Origin of the sequence: Xanthocytophaga agilis (assembly GCF_030068605.1) — a bacterium.
Lineage (GTDB): Bacteria > Bacteroidota > Bacteroidia > Cytophagales > 172606-1 > Xanthocytophaga > Xanthocytophaga agilis.
Map to the genome: position 1 here is coordinate 165,859 of NZ_JASJOU010000010.1, position 18,550 is coordinate 184,408.

The 18,550-nt window shown below is 39.9% G+C and carries 19 protein-coding genes; 12 read left to right on the forward strand and 7 right to left on the reverse strand.

The window, feature by feature from the left end:
* The first annotated feature begins 7 nt into the window (after positions 1-7).
* The 12 genes from QNI22_RS25470 (at position 8) to QNI22_RS25525 (ending at position 12,556) form a co-directional block, all read left to right on the forward strand.
* A complete protein-coding gene (locus QNI22_RS25470; RefSeq protein ID WP_314514942.1) occupies positions 8-1,537 on the forward strand; it encodes a tagaturonate reductase in 1,530 nt (509 codons plus the stop codon).
* A 117-nt stretch (positions 1,538-1,654) separates the two neighbouring features.
* Positions 1,655-3,055 (forward strand): glucuronate isomerase, encoded by a 1,401-nt coding sequence (gene uxaC, locus QNI22_RS25475; RefSeq protein WP_314514944.1) that lies wholly within the window; start codon positions 1,655-1,657, stop codon positions 3,053-3,055.
* A 1-nt stretch (position 3,056) separates the two neighbouring features.
* On the forward strand, positions 3,057-4,067 hold the full coding sequence (locus QNI22_RS25480; RefSeq protein WP_314514946.1) for a PfkB family carbohydrate kinase: 1,011 nt from the start codon (positions 3,057-3,059) through the stop codon (positions 4,065-4,067).
* 144 nt (positions 4,068-4,211) lie between these two features.
* Positions 4,212-4,877 carry a beta/alpha barrel domain-containing protein gene (locus QNI22_RS25485; protein WP_314514948.1) on the forward strand — a complete coding sequence of 222 codons (666 nt, stop codon included), beginning with the start codon at positions 4,212-4,214 and terminating at the stop codon, positions 4,875-4,877.
* A 3-nt stretch (positions 4,878-4,880) separates the two neighbouring features.
* A complete protein-coding gene (locus QNI22_RS25490; RefSeq protein ID WP_314514949.1) occupies positions 4,881-6,200 on the forward strand; it encodes an MFS transporter in 1,320 nt (439 codons plus the stop codon).
* Positions 6,201-6,223: 23 nt separating this feature from the next.
* Entirely contained in the window at positions 6,224-6,538 is a 315-nt protein-coding gene (gene rhaM, locus QNI22_RS25495; RefSeq protein WP_313976766.1) for an L-rhamnose mutarotase, read from the forward strand.
* Between the two features lie 45 nt (positions 6,539-6,583).
* A complete protein-coding gene (locus tag QNI22_RS25500) occupies positions 6,584-7,000 on the forward strand; it encodes a nuclear transport factor 2 family protein (RefSeq protein WP_313976765.1) in 417 nt (138 codons plus the stop codon).
* 236 nt (positions 7,001-7,236) lie between these two features.
* Positions 7,237-8,262, forward strand: coding sequence for a class 1 fructose-bisphosphatase (gene fbp / locus QNI22_RS25505; RefSeq protein WP_314514950.1), 1,026 nt, complete (start codon positions 7,237-7,239; stop codon positions 8,260-8,262).
* A gap of 114 nt (positions 8,263-8,376) precedes the next feature.
* Positions 8,377-9,390, forward strand: a complete 1,014-nt coding sequence (locus QNI22_RS25510) for an NAD-dependent epimerase/dehydratase family protein (protein ID WP_314514952.1) — start codon at positions 8,377-8,379, stop codon at positions 9,388-9,390.
* Positions 9,363-10,223 (forward strand): MBL fold metallo-hydrolase, encoded by an 861-nt coding sequence (locus tag QNI22_RS25515; RefSeq protein WP_314514954.1) that lies wholly within the window; start codon positions 9,363-9,365, stop codon positions 10,221-10,223. The genes QNI22_RS25510 and QNI22_RS25515 overlap by 28 nt, the downstream gene beginning before the upstream one ends.
* A gap of 20 nt (positions 10,224-10,243) precedes the next feature.
* Complete coding sequence (locus QNI22_RS25520) at positions 10,244-11,533, forward strand: F390 synthetase-related protein (protein ID WP_314514956.1); 1,290 nt, start codon at positions 10,244-10,246, stop codon at positions 11,531-11,533.
* A 42-nt stretch (positions 11,534-11,575) separates the two neighbouring features.
* Positions 11,576-12,556 carry a 3-oxoacyl-ACP synthase III family protein gene (locus QNI22_RS25525; protein WP_314514958.1) on the forward strand — a complete coding sequence of 327 codons (981 nt, stop codon included), beginning with the start codon at positions 11,576-11,578 and terminating at the stop codon, positions 12,554-12,556.
* A gap of 129 nt (positions 12,557-12,685) precedes the next feature.
* Here the strand turns inward: QNI22_RS25525 and QNI22_RS25530 are convergent, their stop codons facing one another.
* The 7 genes from QNI22_RS25530 to QNI22_RS25560 are packed head-to-tail and all read right to left on the reverse strand — an operon-like array spanning position 12,686 to position 18,507.
* Positions 12,686-13,429, reverse strand: a complete 744-nt coding sequence (locus tag QNI22_RS25530; protein ID WP_314514959.1) for a LytR/AlgR family response regulator transcription factor — start codon at positions 13,427-13,429, stop codon at positions 12,686-12,688.
* A 56-nt stretch (positions 13,430-13,485) separates the two neighbouring features.
* Positions 13,486-14,652, reverse strand: coding sequence for a sensor histidine kinase (locus QNI22_RS25535; RefSeq protein ID WP_314514963.1), 1,167 nt, complete (start codon positions 14,650-14,652; stop codon positions 13,486-13,488).
* A gap of 53 nt (positions 14,653-14,705) precedes the next feature.
* On the reverse strand, positions 14,706-15,122 hold the full coding sequence (locus tag QNI22_RS25540; protein WP_314514965.1) for a hypothetical protein: 417 nt from the start codon (positions 15,120-15,122) through the stop codon (positions 14,706-14,708).
* A gap of 47 nt (positions 15,123-15,169) precedes the next feature.
* The gene (locus QNI22_RS25545) at positions 15,170-15,379 is read right to left on the reverse strand and encodes a hypothetical protein (protein WP_314514966.1); all 210 of its coding nucleotides are present in this window, start codon (positions 15,377-15,379) and stop codon (positions 15,170-15,172) included.
* 33 nt (positions 15,380-15,412) lie between these two features.
* Complete coding sequence (locus tag QNI22_RS25550) at positions 15,413-16,045, reverse strand: hypothetical protein (protein WP_314514968.1); 633 nt, start codon at positions 16,043-16,045, stop codon at positions 15,413-15,415.
* Between the two features lie 44 nt (positions 16,046-16,089).
* Positions 16,090-16,335, reverse strand: a complete 246-nt coding sequence (locus QNI22_RS25555; protein ID WP_314514970.1) for a hypothetical protein — start codon at positions 16,333-16,335, stop codon at positions 16,090-16,092.
* A gap of 18 nt (positions 16,336-16,353) precedes the next feature.
* Entirely contained in the window at positions 16,354-18,507 is a 2,154-nt protein-coding gene (locus tag QNI22_RS25560; protein ID WP_314514971.1) for a TonB-dependent receptor, read from the reverse strand.
* Positions 18,508-18,550: the final 43 nt, after the last annotated feature.

An 18,550-nucleotide genomic window follows, 5' to 3' on the forward strand; every position in this document is an offset into this window, starting at 1 on the left:
GTAAATCATGAACCGTTTAGCTGAAAAATTGCTGCCTCTGCTCGAAGAGAACCCTAATGTGCTTGTTCCTACTCCTGATATGCTTCAGCTACCGGAAAAAGTGCTTCAATTCGGAACAGGCGTTTTGTTGCGGGGTCTAACTGACTACCTGATTGATAAAGCCAATCGCCAGGGTATATTCAATGGTCGGATTGTGGTTGTAAAGTCTACCGACTCGGGTGATGCTACTGCTTTTGACGAGCAGAATAACCTATACACGCTTTGTGTAAGAGGTATAGATAACGGAACCCAGATCGAAACCAATACAGTCTGCTCTGCTATCAGTCGGGTATTGTCTGCAAAAACACAATGGCAGCAGATACTGGAATGTGCTCATAACCCGGAACTACAGGTGATTGTATCCAATACCACAGAAGTAGGTATTCAGCTGGTGCAAGATGATATCCGGCAATCACCTCCTGTTTCGTTTCCCGGTAAGCTACTGGCATTTTTATATGAAAGATTTAATGCCTTTGCCGGAGATCCTGCCAAAGGAATGGTGATTGTCCCAACCGAGCTGATTCCCAACAATGGTAAAAAGCTTGAGTCTATATTGTTTGAACTAGCACATCGGAATAATCTGGAAACAGAGTTTCTCGACTGGCTGGAAAACTCTAACTTTTGTTGTAATTCTCTGGTCGACCGTATCGTCCCTGGAAAACCGGATGAGGCAACCCGCCAGCAGATAACTCAGCAACTAGGCTATACGGATGATCTGCTTACCATGTCAGAAGTATATCGGTTATGGGCTATAGAAGGAAATGAACATATTCGTTCTGTTCTCTCTTTTCATCAGGCAGATGAAGGCGTGATTATAGAGCCGAATATTGAGCTGTTTCGCGAATTAAAGCTTCGTATGCTCAATGGAACGCATACACTTAGTTGTGGTCTGGCCTTTCTGAGTGGCATTACAACAGTAAAGGAAGCCATGTCAGACGAGAATATGTCAGCTTTTATCTCCAATTTGATGTTGGGAGAAATCGGAACTAGTATTCCTTATTCTATTTCTGAAAAAGCTATTCAGCGTTTTGGCATGCAGGTGCTGGATCGCTTCCGCAATCCATTTATCGAACATCGCTGGATTAACATTACCATGGAATATACGTCCAAGATGATTATGCGGGATATTCCGGTCTTGTTACAGTACTACAAAAACTTCGGCACTCCCCCTCCTTATATTTCACTGGGGTTTGCAGCGTATCTGCTCTTTACCAAACCAGTAAAAGAAGAAAACGATACATATTTTGGACAGGCACATGGTACATTCTATCCTATTAAAGATAGTCATGCTTCCTATTTCTATGAGGTATGGAAAAATGCGAGCCCTGAACAGTTAGTTACCACAGTCTTGAAAAATACCAATCTCTGGGAAACAGATCTTACTACACTGCCTGGGTTTGCAGATAAAGTAACCGAATTTTTAATTCAGATGCAGGAAAAAGGTGTCAGAGGCGTTTTATTTTCATTTTTTCCTAAAAACGTTCTGACCAGTCAATAATGCTCAGGTATATTTTACAGCTTATAAAAAAAGTACACAACATAGTTGAAATAATTTTATTCCTAAAAAAAGAGGTGTATCATTGTCTTTTGCATTCTATACACCGTTTAGATTAATATGAAAAGTTTCCTGGACGACGATTTTCTGTTACAAACTGCTACTGCACGTAAATTATACCATGATTTTGCCAAGTCAATGCCTATAATTGACTATCATAACCATTTGCCTCCTCAGGAAATAGCGATAGATAAGAAATTTGAAAACCTTACACAGATATGGCTGTATGGCGATCATTACAAATGGAGAGCGATGCGTACCAATGGAGTAGATGAGGGTTACTGCACCGGGAATAAATCTGATTACGAGAAATTTGAAAAGTGGGCAGAGACAGTCCCGTATACAATGCGAAATCCATTGTATCACTGGACTCATCTGGAATTGCAGCGATATTTTGGTGTCAAAGAAGTTTTAAACCCTACTACAGCAGCTTCTATTTACAAAACCTGTAGTGATCTGCTGCCTACTCCGGAATACTCTGTTCGGAACCTGCTGACAAAGATGAATGTAGAAGCACTTTGTACTACTGATGATCCAACCGATTCGCTGGAGTACCATCAGGCAATTGCAAAGAGTGGCTTTGAAGTAAAGGTGTTGCCTACTTTCAGACCAGACAAGGCTATGAATGTAGACAATACAGCTAGTTTTAATGAGTATGTTGCCAAAGTAGAGGCTGTATCCAATACCTCTATTACTACGCTAGATGAGTATTTAGATGCTTTGAAAAAACGCCATGACTTCTTTGGTCAGATGGGATGTAAATTGTCGGATCATGGTTTGGAACAGATCTATGCAGAAGATTACACGGATTCTGAGATAAACGGATATTTTGAAAGATTACGAAAAGGAGAAACGCTAAGCCAGACAGAAAAGCTGAAGTTTAAGTCTGCTATGTTGATTTATTTTGCCCAATGGGATTGGGAGAAAGGCTGGACACAGCAGTTTCACATTGGGGCTTTACGTAATAACAATTCCCGTATGCTGAAAACCCTGGGACCAGATACCGGATGGGATTCTATTGGTGATTTTGAACAAGGCCGTGCCATGGCTAAATTCCTGAATACACTGGATACCGCAAATCAGTTAGCTAAAACGATCATCTATAACCTCAATCCAAGAGACAATGAAGTGATTGCCACCATGATTGGTAATTTCAATGATGGTTCTATAGCTGGTAAAATCCAGTTTGGGTCAGGCTGGTGGTTTATGGATCAGAAAGATGGCATGGAAAAACAAATGAATGCCCTTTCCAATATGGGACTGCTGAGTCGTTTTGTGGGTATGCTCACCGATTCACGTAGCTTTTTATCTTATCCGCGTCACGAGTATTTCCGAAGAATTTTATGCAATATATTTGGTAATGACATCGAAAATGGCGAATTACCAAACGATATTCCTTGGATTGGCCAAATAATCCAGAATATCTGTTATTATAATGCAAAACAGTACTTCCAATTCTAAAATGAAAAAAGTTGTAACCTTCGGAGAAATCATGATGCGGTTATCGGCTCCGTTAAATAGCCGGTTTATTCAAGCAGGACACTTAAATATTACCTACGGTGGTGGGGAAGCCAACGTAGTAGGATCGTTAGCACACCTGGGTATTCCGGTAAGCCACGTTACCTGTTTTCCAGATAATGACCTGGGATACGCAGCAGCAGCATTTTACAGGAAGTATGGTGTAGATACCAAAGATATGGTATTTAAAGGAGATCGGTTGGGGCTTTACTTTCTGGAAGTAGGTGCGTCTATGCGTGCCAGCAAAATTGTGTATGACCGGGCTGGCTCAGCATTTGCCAATTTAGATCCGGCATGGTTTAACTGGGAAGAAATTTTAAAGGATGCACAGTGGTTTCACTGGACAGGTATTACACCGGCGATTTCTGCTTCTGCTGCTCAGGCTTGTGCGGATGCAATTCGGGTAGCCCGTAAACTGGGGGTGAAAGTATCAGCCGATGTAAATTACCGGAGAAACCTGTGGCAATATGGCAAAACAGTGAAAGAGGTAATGCCTGATCTGATTGCGGGTTGTGATCTGATTGTATGTGCAGAACAGGATGCTGAAGATATTCTGGATATTGTACCTGATGCAAACGAAGCAAATAGCTTTGTTTCTATTGCCAGTCAGGTAATGAAACGTTTTCCGAATATCAAACAGATTATTACTACCCGTCGGGAAACATTGAGTGCCTCTTACAATAAACTGAAAGGCATTTCCTATGATCAGAAAGAGTATCTGGAAACGCCTGTATATGACATCAATCCAATTGTAGATCGTATTGGTGGTGGCGATGCATTTATGGCCGGCTTTATCTATGGTTCCATACATTATACAAACATGCAGGATGCACTGACCTTTGCAGTAGCGGCCTCTGCATTGAAGCATACAGTTGAAGCAGATGTAAATCTGGCAACTGTTCCTGAAATAGAGCAGATTATGAAAGGTAATACCTCAGGACGTCTGGTACGATAAGCAATTATATGCCATTTATCCGGTAAAAGAGGCTCTTGTTGAGCTAATAAAGAAAGAAACCTATACAAAACAAATCCATTAGCACTTCTTCAGTTTGTTTCGAGTAGAAGAATGGCTTTGAAAAATATTAAACTCTTACAGCTGATGTTAACCCAGTCTATAACAGATATTATTGCCGTACTCAGACAGTACCCTCTTGTTCCTGTCTTTTATCATGGAGATTTAGCGTATACACAAAACATCCTGAAATCTTGTTATGAAGGAGGGATGAGAGCATTTGAATATACCAACAGAGGCGAAAAAGCAAGAGAAGTATTTCCGGAACTTAAAAAGTTTGTGGCAGAGCAATGTCCGGGTATGTTACTGGGGATTGGAACGATTTATAAACCAGAAGACGCCGAATATTTCATTCAGGCTGGAGCTGACTTTGTTGTGCAGCCTGTTACGACAGCAGCAGTAGCGGACGTATGCCATAAGCACTCTATTCCATGGCTTCCTGCTGCGGCTACTTTAAACGAAATCTTTCATGCACGTGAATTGGGTGCCGCTGTGGTAAAAATATTTCCAGGAAATGTGCTGGGCCCAGGATTTATAAAAGCAGTCAAAGGGCCAATGCCTGATGCCAATCTGATGGTAACAGGAGGGGTGGAACCCAATGAGAAGAATTTACAGGAATGGTTTAGTTCAGGTATTCTTTGTGCAGGCTTGGGGTCTCAGTTATTTACAACAACGGATAGTTCGTCCAGTGATGACCTGAGTAAACGTATTGCAGAAATTATGAGTTTTGTTCAATCTTTATCCAGGAAATAAACCATGAAAACCAGTCAAGTCGAACCACGCAGCCTGAATAAGCAAAACAAAGTTGGAAATTTCCGATGGGTTATTGTGGCACTTTTATTTTTTGCAACAACCATCAGTTATCTGGATCGGCAGGTTTTTGCCTTATTAAAGCCAACCCTTGAGAAGGAGTTTACATGGTCAGAAACAGATTATAGCTACCTGGTAATGGCGTTTACAGCTGCGTATGCAACCGGCTTGCTGGTATTTGGCCGCATCATTGATAAGATTGGAACTAAAATCGGATATGCGGTATCCGTCATATGGTGGAGCTTAGCCGGAGTATTGACTGCTACAGCCACCAGTACATTTGGTTTTGGTGTATTCAGAGCCTTGCTGGGCCTCGGTGAAGGTGGAAACTTTCCTGCTGCTATCAAAACAGTAGCTGAGTGGTTTCCCAAAAAAGAAAGAGCCTTTGCGACTGGATTATTTAACTCTGGTGCTAATATTGGAGCGGTGATTACACCCATTATGGTTCCCTGGATACTGGGTGTATATAGCTGGAAGGCAGCTTTTATCATCACAGGTGGTATTGGATTTGTGTGGTTTATCTTGTGGTGGTTTTTGTATTATCAACCTTCCAAACACAAGCTACTTACCCAGGAAGAATACGACTATATTAACTCAGATGTAGAAGAGAGACAAACAGAGCATGAGCAACCTGTAAAGTGGATTCAGCTGTTTGGAATCCGTCAGACCTGGGCATTTGTATTCGGAAAGTTACTTACTGACCCTATCTGGTGGTTTTATCTGTACTGGTTGCCAGCCTACTTCAATGCTTCTTTTAATATTGATATCAGTAAGGGCGGATTGCCTCTGGCAACACTCTATACCTTTGCTTCAATAGGAAGTATAGGAGGTGGATACCTGTCTGGTTATCTGATTAAAAAAGGCTGGCTGGTATTCAAAGCCCGTAAGACATCCATGTTATTCTTTGCCTTGTGCGTAGTTCCTATTATGGCGATTCAGTTTACAACAAATATCTGGCAGGCAGTGGCTTTATTAAGTCTGGCTACAGCTGCTCACCAGGCATGGAGTGCAAACATCTTTACAACGGCTTCAGATATGTTTCCGAAGAAAGCCGTTAGCTCTGTGGTAGGTATTGGTGGTATGGCAGGTTCATTGGGTGGTTTCGTATTCCCCTATATCATTGGCCAGCTATTGGATCATTATAAAGCATTAGGCAACATTACAACTGGCTACAATATCCTTTTTGTAATCTGTGGACTCGCTTATCTGATAGCCTGGGGATTCATGCACCTCTTTGCCCCTAAGATGGAAAAAGTAAATATATAGTCTCATTTAATCTATAGTTGTGTATGTCTCGTGTCTCCTTTAAAATGTATCTGAAGCCGGGTTATAAGGAAGAATATAAGAAACGACATGATGCTATCTGGCCTGAATTAAAGAAACTACTTCAGGAAACTGGAATCAGCAACTATTCTATTTTTCTGGACGAAGAGACACATACTTTATTCGGAGTACAGGAGATAGACGGCAATGCCTCCTCTCAACAGCTTGGAAGTAACCCCATTGTGCAAAAATGGTGGGCATTTATGGCAGATATTATGGAAACAAATCCGGATAACTCACCTGTAACCAAACCGTTAGAAGAAGTTTTTTATATGGAATAAAATTCCAGACATATTATGTACACTATACTTTAAAATAAACTACGTATGAAACATTTTTTGCTGACCTTTCTGCTATGTTTTTCTGTGGGACTGCTGATGGCACAGACTAAAATAGAAGATGAAATTACATCTCTGGAAAATAGACGATTTGATGCTCAAACCAATAAAAAAGAAGCTGTACTAAACGAAATATATGCAGATGATGCTATCTACACTCATTCAAGTGGACTACGCGAAAATAAGACAGATTACATTAAACATGTATTGTCCGGGCAGTGGGAATACCAGAAAGTAACGCTGGAAGAATTGAACGTACAGCCCTTTGGTACAACAGCCATCGGGACAGGCCGCGTTAAAATAAATGCCAATACCTTGATGTATACAGTAGTATACCTGAAACGCAAAGGAAAGTGGCAACTCGTAAACTGGACTTCAACCAAGTTACCGCCACCTCAAAACTAAGTTATATTTTTCTGTCAGTATAAGGTCTGCATTTCCCTTATACTGGCAACTGTCAGAGTAGAAGCAACTTCAGCACATCGTATTAGCCGCATTTTTTCTTAGATACCCTATCCCTATAAATTCATTGCCTTGTCTTGCAAAATCGGTAAGACCCTGGTTTGTATTTGCTTTTCGTAACGGATACCCTACTGTTATTTAACTATATCTGGTAATTCTACTCTTAATCCTCTAATGCTATGACAGTATTAAATGAAAATGCTATTGCCAGTCCGGTAGGAATCACACTGGACAGGTACATCAAACGCAAACAAAGCGAGTTTCCATTTGCTTCCGGTGAGTTATCTCAATTACTAAGAGATATCGCTCTGGCTGGCAAGATTATCAATCGTGAAGTGAACAGAGCAGGTCTTATTGACATAACAGGTGCTTTTGGAAATCAGAATGTTCAGGGTGAACAGCAACAGAAACTGGATGTGGTGGCCAATATCCGGTTTATCCGGGCATTGAAAAACGGCGGGGAAGCCTGTGCCATTATTTCAGAAGAAACCGATGAGATTATCCTGACAGGCAACGAACATGGAAAATATATAGTAGCTATAGATCCACTTGATGGTTCTTCCAATATTGATGTCAACGTTTCGATTGGAACTATATTCTCTATTTACAGGCGTGTGTCTCCTATTGGTGAAGCACCTGTAATGGAAGATTTTTTACAGGGTGGACGTAAACAGGTAGCTGCAGGTTATATTCTCTACGGATCATCCACTATGATGGTGTACACGACAGGTCATGGTGTAGTTGGCTTTACCTACGAAAACTCACTGGGTGAATTTTTCTTATCTCACCCAGATCTGAAGATTCCGAAGCAAGGCAGCATATTTTCCTGCAATGAAGGGTACTGGTATCAGTATGCTGAATGTGTCCGGTTGTATCTGGACCAATGCAAACGTCAGGGATATAGTGGCCGTTATATCGGATCACTGGTAGCGGACTTTCATAGAAATCTGTTGAAAGGTGGTATATATTTATACCCTGCTCTTCCAACCCAACCAGAAGGAAAACTGCGCCTCTTATATGAATGCTATCCGTTAGCCTTTTTAGTGGAGCAGGCAGGAGGTAGAGCTATTAATGGCAGTCAGGCAATTCTGGATGTTATACCTACCAGTTTACATCAGCGAAGTCCTTTGTTTATTGGTTCGGATGTAATGGTGAAAGAGATGGAGCGGCAATATCTGATGGAGAATCAGTTCCGGCATCAATAGGATAACAGAAGAATAAAATATCTATTCTCACAGATGGATATTTTATTCTTCAAATTTAGGTAAATAGATTCTTCAACCCTTACATTTACAGCTTTTTACCAATAGTCTGTTTTTGTGAGGCAATACAAAAAGATCGTTGTTACTGGAACATCCGGTTTTCTGGGAAGCCGGGTAGCCAAGTTTTTGCCAACTGTTTTTACCGGAGCTACTATTCTCGCTACATCTCGTAAATCGGATAAGAAATCTGCGTTGGAACAGGCAGGATGTATATTTATTCCAGGAGATCTGACAGATGTTGCTTTCTGCCGACAGATTATGGCTGATGCGGATGCCATAGTGCATTGTGCTGCCTTATCTTCTCCCTGGGGCAAAAAAGAAGATTTTGAGAAGGCAAATGTAATAGCAACACAAAATCTGCTGGAGGCTGCTATTGCAGAAAAAGTGAGTAGGTTTGTTTTTATTTCCACACCCAGTATTTACTTCAATTATACCGATCGCTTCCAGATTTCTGAACAGGAGCCTTTGCCTTACCGAATGGTCAATGAGTACGCAGCTACCAAACTAAAAGCTGAACGATTGGTGCTGGCTGCCAATAGTGATATACTGGAGACACTTGCTTTACGCCCCAGAGCTATTATTGGGGCAGAAGATACGGTTATCTTCCCTCGGGTCCTGAAAGCCTATCAGGAGAACAAACTGGTTATCATTGGTTCTGGTACCAACAAAGGAGATATTACCTGTGTACTCAATGTAATTGAGGCTATAATTTGTGCATTAAATGCCCAAAAACAGGCAATGGGACAAGCATACAATATTAGCAATGACGAACCTGTAGTATTATGGGAAGTATTAAATAATCTACTTCAACAACTGGAGTTAGAGCCTATTAAGCGCAAACTTCCGTATTGGATAGTGATGACAGCTGCCTGGATCACAGAACAACGATACAAATGGTTTAAACCTGATGAAGAACCTCCCATTACACAACATGGCATTGGAAGTCTGGCCAGATCTATGACTATGGATATTTCATTGGCTAAAAAAAATTTAGGGTATAAACCTGTACAAACGACGCAGGAAGGAATAAATGAGTTTATCGAATGGTACAAGAGTCAGAAAACGGTATAAAGCTTCGGATTTTTCAGTCAGGCTATTGTCTGTCAGATGGGCATGTAGTAAATCCGAAAGTAAGAAGAGGAAAAGTGCGTTTTTATGCTACTTGGTTATTGATTCAGCATCCTGTACATGGCAACATCCTTTTCGACACAGGATACACAGATCGTTTCCATTCGGCAACCCGAAGGATGCCCTATACTTTATATGCCTGGGCAACCCCAGTAGTTGTACACAAAGAAGACACCGCCATCGAACAACTCAAAGAGATAGGTCTTTCGGCAAAAGATATTGATACTATTATCCTTTCACACTTTCATGCAGATCATATAGGAGGAGTAAAAGACTTTCCCTATTCACAATTTATTTGTAGCCGAAAAAGCATGGAAGAAGCGATAGCAAAGAAAGGATGGTCTGCCGTCAAAAAAGGCATATTACCTGATTTGTTGCCTGATGACTTTGTAAGCAGAACTAAATTCATAGAAGAACTCACACAGCAAGAGATTGACCACCCATCAGGTCTGGTGATGTATGATCTTTTTAATGATGGTATGCTAAAACTGATAGAATTGCCTGGCCATGCCCGGGGCATGCTGGGTATACGGATACAACATACAGATGGGATTACTGTATTTGCCAGTGATGCCTACTGGAGTTTGGATACTTTTCAGCAAAGGATTTTACCCAGACAGAGAGTAAAGCTGTTTTTTGATAGTTGGGGAGACTATGTAGACAGTTCTGAAAAGTTATACAGATATCATAAGAACCATCCTGAAGAACGGCTATTATTTACGCATTGCCCACAAACAATGAATTTTATTACTGGCAAATCTGCTAAGATTAACTAAGTAGCTATAGGTGTAGATTCATGAAACTAAAAATAGTGTATTACTGGCTTTACTTTCGATTCAAAAGAAAGTCCAAAACCAGAAAAGAGCTAACACAGTACCAGCAACGTAAGCTTCAGTCTTTTTTTGCCAAGGTATTAACTCAATCGCCTTACTATGCGACATTTGTAAAAGAAGGAAAAGTGCTTGATGATTTTCCTATTATCAACAAGCAGATTTTCATGGAGATGTTTGATCAGATCAATACGCAGGGAATCAAGAAACAACAAGCTATGGAAATAGCTTTGCAAGCCGAAGAAAGTCGAAACTTCTCTCCGGAATATGGTAAGCTGACTGTAGGATTGTCAACAGGGACAAGCGGAAAACGAGGGTTGTTTGTTGTATCTGAAAAGGAACGGGCCCAATGGGTAGGACTGGTGATGAATCGTGTAATCAAACCCATCTTTTTCAAAAAACAAAAAATTGCATTCTTCCTTCGGGCAAACAGTAATCTATACAGTTCTATCCGATCATCTCTTTTTGAGTTTGCCTATTTTGATATTTTCAAACCTGTTGATGAACTACTTGCAGATTTAAATGCCTATCAACCGCATATTCTGGCAGCACAACCTTCTGTTTTATCCGATATTGCAGATCGGCAGCAAAGAGGGTTACTACATATATCTCCAAAGCAGATTATTTCTTTTGCAGAGGTACTACAGGATGAAGACAATCACTTTATTTCATCTGTTTTTAACGTTTCTATCACACAAGTGTATCAGTGTACAGAAGGTTTTCTGGGAGTAAGTTGCACCCATGGGACTATCCATCTGAATGAGGATTTCCTATTGATAGAGAAGAAAACAATTGAAGGCCGTAGATTTCACCCTGTTATTACAGACTTTACACGTAGCACACAACCCATAATACGCTATGAACTGGACGACATCTTGATTGAAAGAGAGTCTCCCTGTCCCTGTGGATCTGTTTTTCTGGGTCTGGAGCGAATCGAAGGACGGGCCGATGATGTACTCGTTTTTACTACATCAGAAGGTAAGGTTAAACTCTATCCGGATATAATTTGTCGAATGATTGCACGCAGGACAAATGACTTCCGGACATATCGGATCGTTCAGACTGACGAGTCTCATGTACGTATAGAATTAGACTGTGACCCAGGTGATTTTGATACTGTTGGACAGAGAATACAAGCAGGAATAGAGGATTTATTACAGACGAATCATGTTTACTCTATAACAATTGAGTTACAAAAAGGAATAACTACTAGCCCCGGAAGTAAGCTTCGAAAGGTTACCAGGGCAATCTTATAGTAAAGCGAATACAACAGAGGGAATATCCGGATAGACAATAGGATGAATATTAAAATACAGGCAATAGAAAAATACATGCCTGGATCTGTGGTTAATTCTACAGATCTGGAAAAACATTTGCAGTTACCAACTGGCTGGATTGAAAAAAATAGTGGAGTACTAACACGGAACTGGGCAAATCCTTACGAATCTGTAGGTTCGATAGGAGCTGAAGCATTAAAGCGAGCCTTAGCAAAAGCTTCGTTGCAATTGTCAGAGCTGGACTTATTGATAGCGGCAGGGGCGTCTTATGACCACCCGATTCCCTTCAATGCCGCACTAATCAAAAAACAAATTGATACAGAATATGCCGATACTCCCTGCTTTGATGTAGATTCCACCTGTCTGAGCTTTCTGCATGCACTGGATATTGCCCATCTCTATCTGCAATATAGAGGATTAAAGCGAGTGGCAATTGTTAATGCAGAAATCGCATCACGTAATCTTGATCCCAATGATCCTAAAACCTACTCTTTGTTTGGTGATGCTGCCATAGCTGTAATTCTGGAAGCTTCTTCTACTGAGGGGTATCAGCCTATCGGAGCGAGTTTCAAAAATTATACGCAGGGAGTTGAATATGCTAAAATCTATGCGGGTGGGTTAGTAAAACAGGGAATAAGCGCTGTACCTGAAGAGTTCTATTTCCAGATGCAGGGAAAACACATGATTAAGTTAACACTGGAGAAACTGGCTGGTTTTATGGATGATTTTTCCCAACAGACTCATACACAACTGATAGAATATGATTTTGTACTTCCTCACCAAACCAGCCGGATAGGCAATGAACTGTTTATACGCACTTACAATCTTGATCCCCAAAAAGTAGTTTTGACGTTACCCCACTATGGTAATTGTATTTCGGCTTCTATTCCTTTAGGCTTAGAGGTATTATGGAATAATCAGCAGCTTGTCAAAGGTTCCAGAATGTTATTGGCAGGGTCTGCAGCAGGTCTGTCTCTCGGAGCTATTGCACTACAGTTTTGATAGGGTAAACTTTTATTCAACTGTTTTACCTTGAAGGTGTCTAATACAATTTTAAAGAAGCAAAAGATATACTTTGCAGCCTTTACAAATGGTGCCAGACAACTTCCTTACTCATCTATTCAGACTTAATTAGTTGTTAATCAAACTTTTCACAGATTCAGCATATTTTATCCCGGATTCTATTTTGGATTGATTGCGATCATCCAGAAAAAGAATAAACTTACCACTAAAGTGTTTTTGTACTTCCTTGATCAAACGGGAATTTACAATAAATGAACGGCTGACACGCAAAAAAGAATCGGGTAGCTTTTCTTCTAGATTGGTAAGTGTATAGTCTGTAAGATATTTTTTTCCTTCCGTTGTGATCAGAAAGGTATACTTGTCTTCAGCTTCAAAATAGCTGATATCTTCCAGACGCAGCAATAAAATACGGTCTCCCGTTTTAACAGAAATGGATACCATTTCTTTCTTGGGACGCATCTGTTCAATCAGCTTTAAAAACTGTTGATTATCAAACGAAGGAGAGGTTTTGCGTAGCTTCTGAATAGTCATTTCCAGACGTTCCTTCTCAATTGGTTTCAATAGATAATCAATGGAATTTTCTTCAAATGCCCGAATAGCATACTCATCAAAGGCTGTAGCAAATACAACCATAGGTGAATAGGTTAGTTGTGCCAGCATTTCAAAACCGTTCATACCCGGCATTTCAATATCCAGAAATATCAGATCTGGTTGTAAAGCTTCTATCATTTTTAACCCATCAATGCCATTGTATGCTTCTCCAACAATGTCAATAAAGCTTTGATGTTCGGCTAGCAATCGCTTCAAACGACTGATTGCCAGCTTTTCATCATCTATAAGTACAGTAGTCATGTATGCTGTTGATTAAATCTTTCACAACGTTCCTTTGTCACTGATTTGACAGGACTTTATCTGCTTTTCGTTAATACAATCTCTGATTCTACCTCTTTTTCATAAGAGGTACCAAATTGTTTTTTAACTGTAATCTTTATGGCTTTGTGTGGTTGATTGATAAAATCATCTCCCTGAGAAGATATACTCCGGCCATTGATAATCTCCATTCGGGCCTCTTCTCCCATGAGCAGTCTGAGTTTATCCTGTGTGCTACGCAATCCATATCCTGTAATGAGTTGTTCTGGGAATGGTACTCCATTATCGAAAATGACAATGACTAGCTTATCCTGTTTGTCCAGAACTTTTATACCTAATATCCCTTTACCCATTGCTTTGGAGATTCCATGTTTGATTGCATTTTCTACCAATGGCTGTAATAAGAACTGAGGAATCAGGCAGTTTTTTAATTCTTCTTTCTCAAACCATAAAAAATATTCCAGTCGATCATCAAAACGCACCTTCTCCACTTCCAGATAAGTTTTAACCATCTCAATTTCGTCACTTAATCTGGTCAGATATTGGCTTTTTGCATTGGTACTATAGCGAAAGAACTTTGCCAGCAACAGAACCATCTGTTCTGCTTTGTCAGGATCTTCATGGATTAGGCTAGCAATGGCATTCAGAGAGTTATACAAAAAATGTGGATTTATCTTGGCTTGTAATGCTTCAAGTTCTGCTTTGGTTTTCAGTTCTTTCAGTTCAAGTAACTGATATTGTTGATCATTGAGTTTGCGACTTCTTCTTTTTTCATAGTTTCCGTAAGCATATACTGATAAACCAGCTAATATTATATTACTTCCAAATATCAGACTCAGTGGGGTGAAATGAAATAGAGAATGAAAAAATGTGTATGGCCGATAGATTGCTATCTGTATCATATGCACTACAGCAAATATACATACAGCTAACAGTATGGGCCGTAGCCATATAAACCGAATTTTTTTTTCAACAAGAGAGAATACTTGAAGCGTAAGACAAATTATGATAGCTTCTGCACTGTTGTTGGTTATCAACCAGGCAAAGCTGTGCTTTAAATCTATCTCCATGGAGGGATCGTCCATCAACGTCGAAAAACTCTTGACACTAAAATAGGTGACAGCCCCAAACGCCAGGTCCAGTGCAAGAATTAGTAAGAATTGCACTATAATCTCCTTCACCTTTGATAACCACTTTGCTATCATAGCTACCTATTGATTAGTTTTGTTGTTTAGTAATACCCTACTAGTTAATTGATTCAATCACTGTCTCTTTGTTCAATAACAGACCCTCCGTAAAGATTGATATTTGACACTTGTGGAGAACCGGAAAAGACCAGGATACTTGCTCTCTTGAGACATGCAGAATGAATGATGCGACTCACAGATAATTCCAGGCTTGCTCCCCAATCAGCCAGTTCGATAGTTGCTTCTTCACAAAAAAAGCTATTTAGGTTCAGATAACTTCCGGCTGTCGCTTTTTTAACAATTAAATGTTTGCATTCACCATATATTTCTATGGTGCTCCCTCCTACTATACTTAGTTCTATAGTATTCTCCGGACATTTAACAATTGCTAAAACACTACTTCCTCCACCAACGGAAATAGCAGCATCCTGATTAGTATCCCACACAATTTTTTCTTTTTGCCCAACAGAGACCTCCAGTGTTTTCATAGCTGATACCCCATTTTTAAGATCTGATTAATAAGTTATCCACACAGTTATAGCTCTTCGCATTGAAACCCTAATGTATGTAAAATATCAATAATTTTCTGTGCAGATAAGCTAATGGTTTCAATGCGTAATACTTTATCACAATCAGCCAGATCCAGGTTCCATTTCAGAATATCCGGGATCTGGCTCAATTGCAACTGAATATCTCTTAGAGCGTTTTTCGATTTTACATTTGTTTTAAAAACTAAAACGTCCATCCGAAAAAGTTTTAGATAGATACTAACAAAATTCTATTGGCATTTTTTCAGCATTTCTTCGTTGTATTCTTTTCCCCACGCAGGTGCAATGTTAGAAGTCGGTTTAAAACTTTCATATTTTGTTTTTGCCTTCTGAAAAAGCGGACAGGCATTTTTAGCACCACCGCCAAATGGTTCAGGAGTATAAAACAGGCTTGTTCCTCTCAGATAATAAATCCGGGGGTTCTCTGAATTTACTTTTTCTGCTTTTTGCAGATTCTCCTCAAAAATCTTTCCTTGTGTTTGCCAGCGGTTTTGTCCATCTACAGACATATTTGCCATTGCTACATACGCTTTCATGATATATGTTTCATCATTGTCTGTTTTCAGTTCTGATAACAAGCTCTCTGCTTTGGTTACATACTGATCTTTCTTCTGGCTATCATTTTCCATGAACGACATATTAGCATAACAATAGGCAGCATAGTAATTAGGCATCCACTCTCCTGCTGAATTTTTACCAATCATTTCAAATTTGTTGGCAACAGCCTGAAAGTCTTCTACCGATTTTGCTGTCTTCATCTGAGTGAGGGCCGCCTCAACAGCTTTGACAAATTTTTCATCAGCAGCGAAAGTGCTTACTATTCCTGCCATCAGAATAAAAAGAGTTATAAGGGTCTTTTTCATAATTGTACCTATAAGATTAAGTGAATAATTGTGTAAGTTGTTTATCAGATTGTTTTTCTTTTTGTTCTTGAAACCTGGTAAGTTCTAGTAGTTCCTTTGAAATATTTCCTTGCCAGATGTCCCAGCCATAACCAGCATCCGGAAAGGATAACCAATGGTAAAATAACCCACTTTACCATTCTGGCTGCTTCTGGTATATTGGCTACTGGTCCATAGACATAACCCAGAATGGGAATGCTTGTCAGAATATGGAACCAGCGGATAATTTTTCGTTCAATGGCTGCTTTCATAGTTGTCAAGGATTGATCCTAGGAGTTAGATTTTTTCAGTTTATCAATTGTTATATTCACTCCCAGAAATACTGAGCGATAAGTAGGCGGGCTTGTGGGTATTCTATTTTTGCCATCAGCACTATATCGATATCCAAAAACATTCTGGGTACCCAGCACATTGCTTACTTCTGCATAAATCACGGTAAAGTTTCCACCAATACTAGTCAGATAGTTGAAACTCATACTTAGGTTGTGATAAGCAGGAGTATGGGCTGACATAAATTCCTGCTCATTTGGATTATAGTAAGGCCGTCCACTGCTATAGGTATAGGAAGCATTGGCTTGCAGATTGATTTTTGAAAAATATCGTTTATACAAGACACTGAAATTGTGCGTAGAAGCGAAAGAAGGCATAACCTTTGCCAGATAGTTAGCAAACAATCGCTTTGTATCCAGATAAGAATAAGAGATCCAGTATTCTGAGTTTTTAAAGGTTTTTCGATCTCTAAAGAACACATCAAACCCCTGAGCATAGCCACCACCTGAGTTATCTGTTATCCCGTATGGAAACCGAAAGGCGTTCGCATCAAATGGCTCATCCACAAACTCTCTGACCAGTTGAGAATAGCTCTTATAATAGGCTTCGACCCGAAAAGTGCGGTCATTTCGTATTCGCTGATAGTTCAGAATAAAATGCTCTGCTTTTTCAAAGTCCAGCTTCTTATTAATATACAGGTAGAGTTGATTAGGATTTTGATAAAACTGTCCATAGGCTAAAGATATCTGGCTGTAATCACTCGTCTTATAGGCCAATGATAATCTGGGTGCAACATTCCATCGATGAATAACCTGTGAATACTCATTCCGGATACCTGCTCTTCCTACCAACTTATGGGTAATGTGTACATCTGTCTCCAGAAAGTTGGCCCAGTATACATCCCGAAAGGAAGTTTTGTACTCGTCAAACTGATTCTTGTATTCATAGGTGTGTAACTCTGTTCCTACGCTGACTGCCACGTCATTTGTAAAATCGCGGGTAAACATAATGCGTCCCTGTGTACGACTATCACCACGACTTGCATCAGCTGTATCAAGTCTAAGATCATCCTTATTAAAGCTTTGTGAAAATCCGATATAGAGTTTTCCCTTGTCAAAAGCCTCTGTATAGGATACATTCGAGTAAAAATTCTGATTCTTTAGTCCAAAAGTAGATTTTCCTGAATCAGTGGTTTCATCGGGTGCTGTCAAACCTAATGTATTACCTGCCAGGTTTGCATATACTTTCAACATCCCTGTCGCAGAGGTCTGCTTGCGGAAATTAGAGGCGAAGCTATATCCTTGTGGTGCTTTGTGCCACTCTATATTTTGCGAGTTAAGATTAAACAAGATAGGTCCAACATTGAAATAGCTACCGTTAAAATCTAATGACGTTTTCTCCCAGCGTTGTGTATATCCTCCGTATACACTAGCAAAATTGATTCCGCCATTTATCTGTGATTTCTCAGGAAGATCATTGCTATTTAAAACCAGTACAGAGGATAACGCCTGTCCATATTGTGCGGAATAGCCTCCCGTACTAAAAGCAGTACCTTTAAACTGGAAGGGAGAGAAACGGCCCCGTTGCGCTACATTTGGGACGCTACTAAAGAATGGATTCTGTACAATTAAACCATCAATAACAGCTTTTGTCTCAGTACCAGATCCTCCTCTTACAAACAAACCTTCCTGTTCACCCACCTGTGAAGTACCTGGCAATGATTGCAAAGCACGAAATATGTCTGCACCTGCACCAGCTGTAGTAACAATATCAAGAGGTTTTAGAATAGTAGTACGCTTCTCATCGCTTGCTTCGAAAACCCCTGCTGTAATTACTACCTCATTTAAGGTCGCATTTTTTGATTCAGTTAAAACGATAGTTAAAGTAATAGGCTTACCTAGTTGCACCTTCTGCTCTGAATTTTCATATCCTATATAGCTTACTATTAAGGTAGCTGTATCTTTCTCATCAGTAGCGAGCTTAAAATTTCCCTGCCCATCAGTAGTGGCACCATCGTATGTTCCCTTCAGATAGACGCTAGCTCCCGCCAACACCTCCTTTTTAGCATCTGTAACTTTACCTGAAATAATAGTCTGAGCCCATATCCAACTAGTAGACATCAAAAAAAAGTAAAGAGTAAAAAATGTTTTCATAGTTACGGTTTGTTTTGAGTGCGTAACAAAGAAAATAACACTT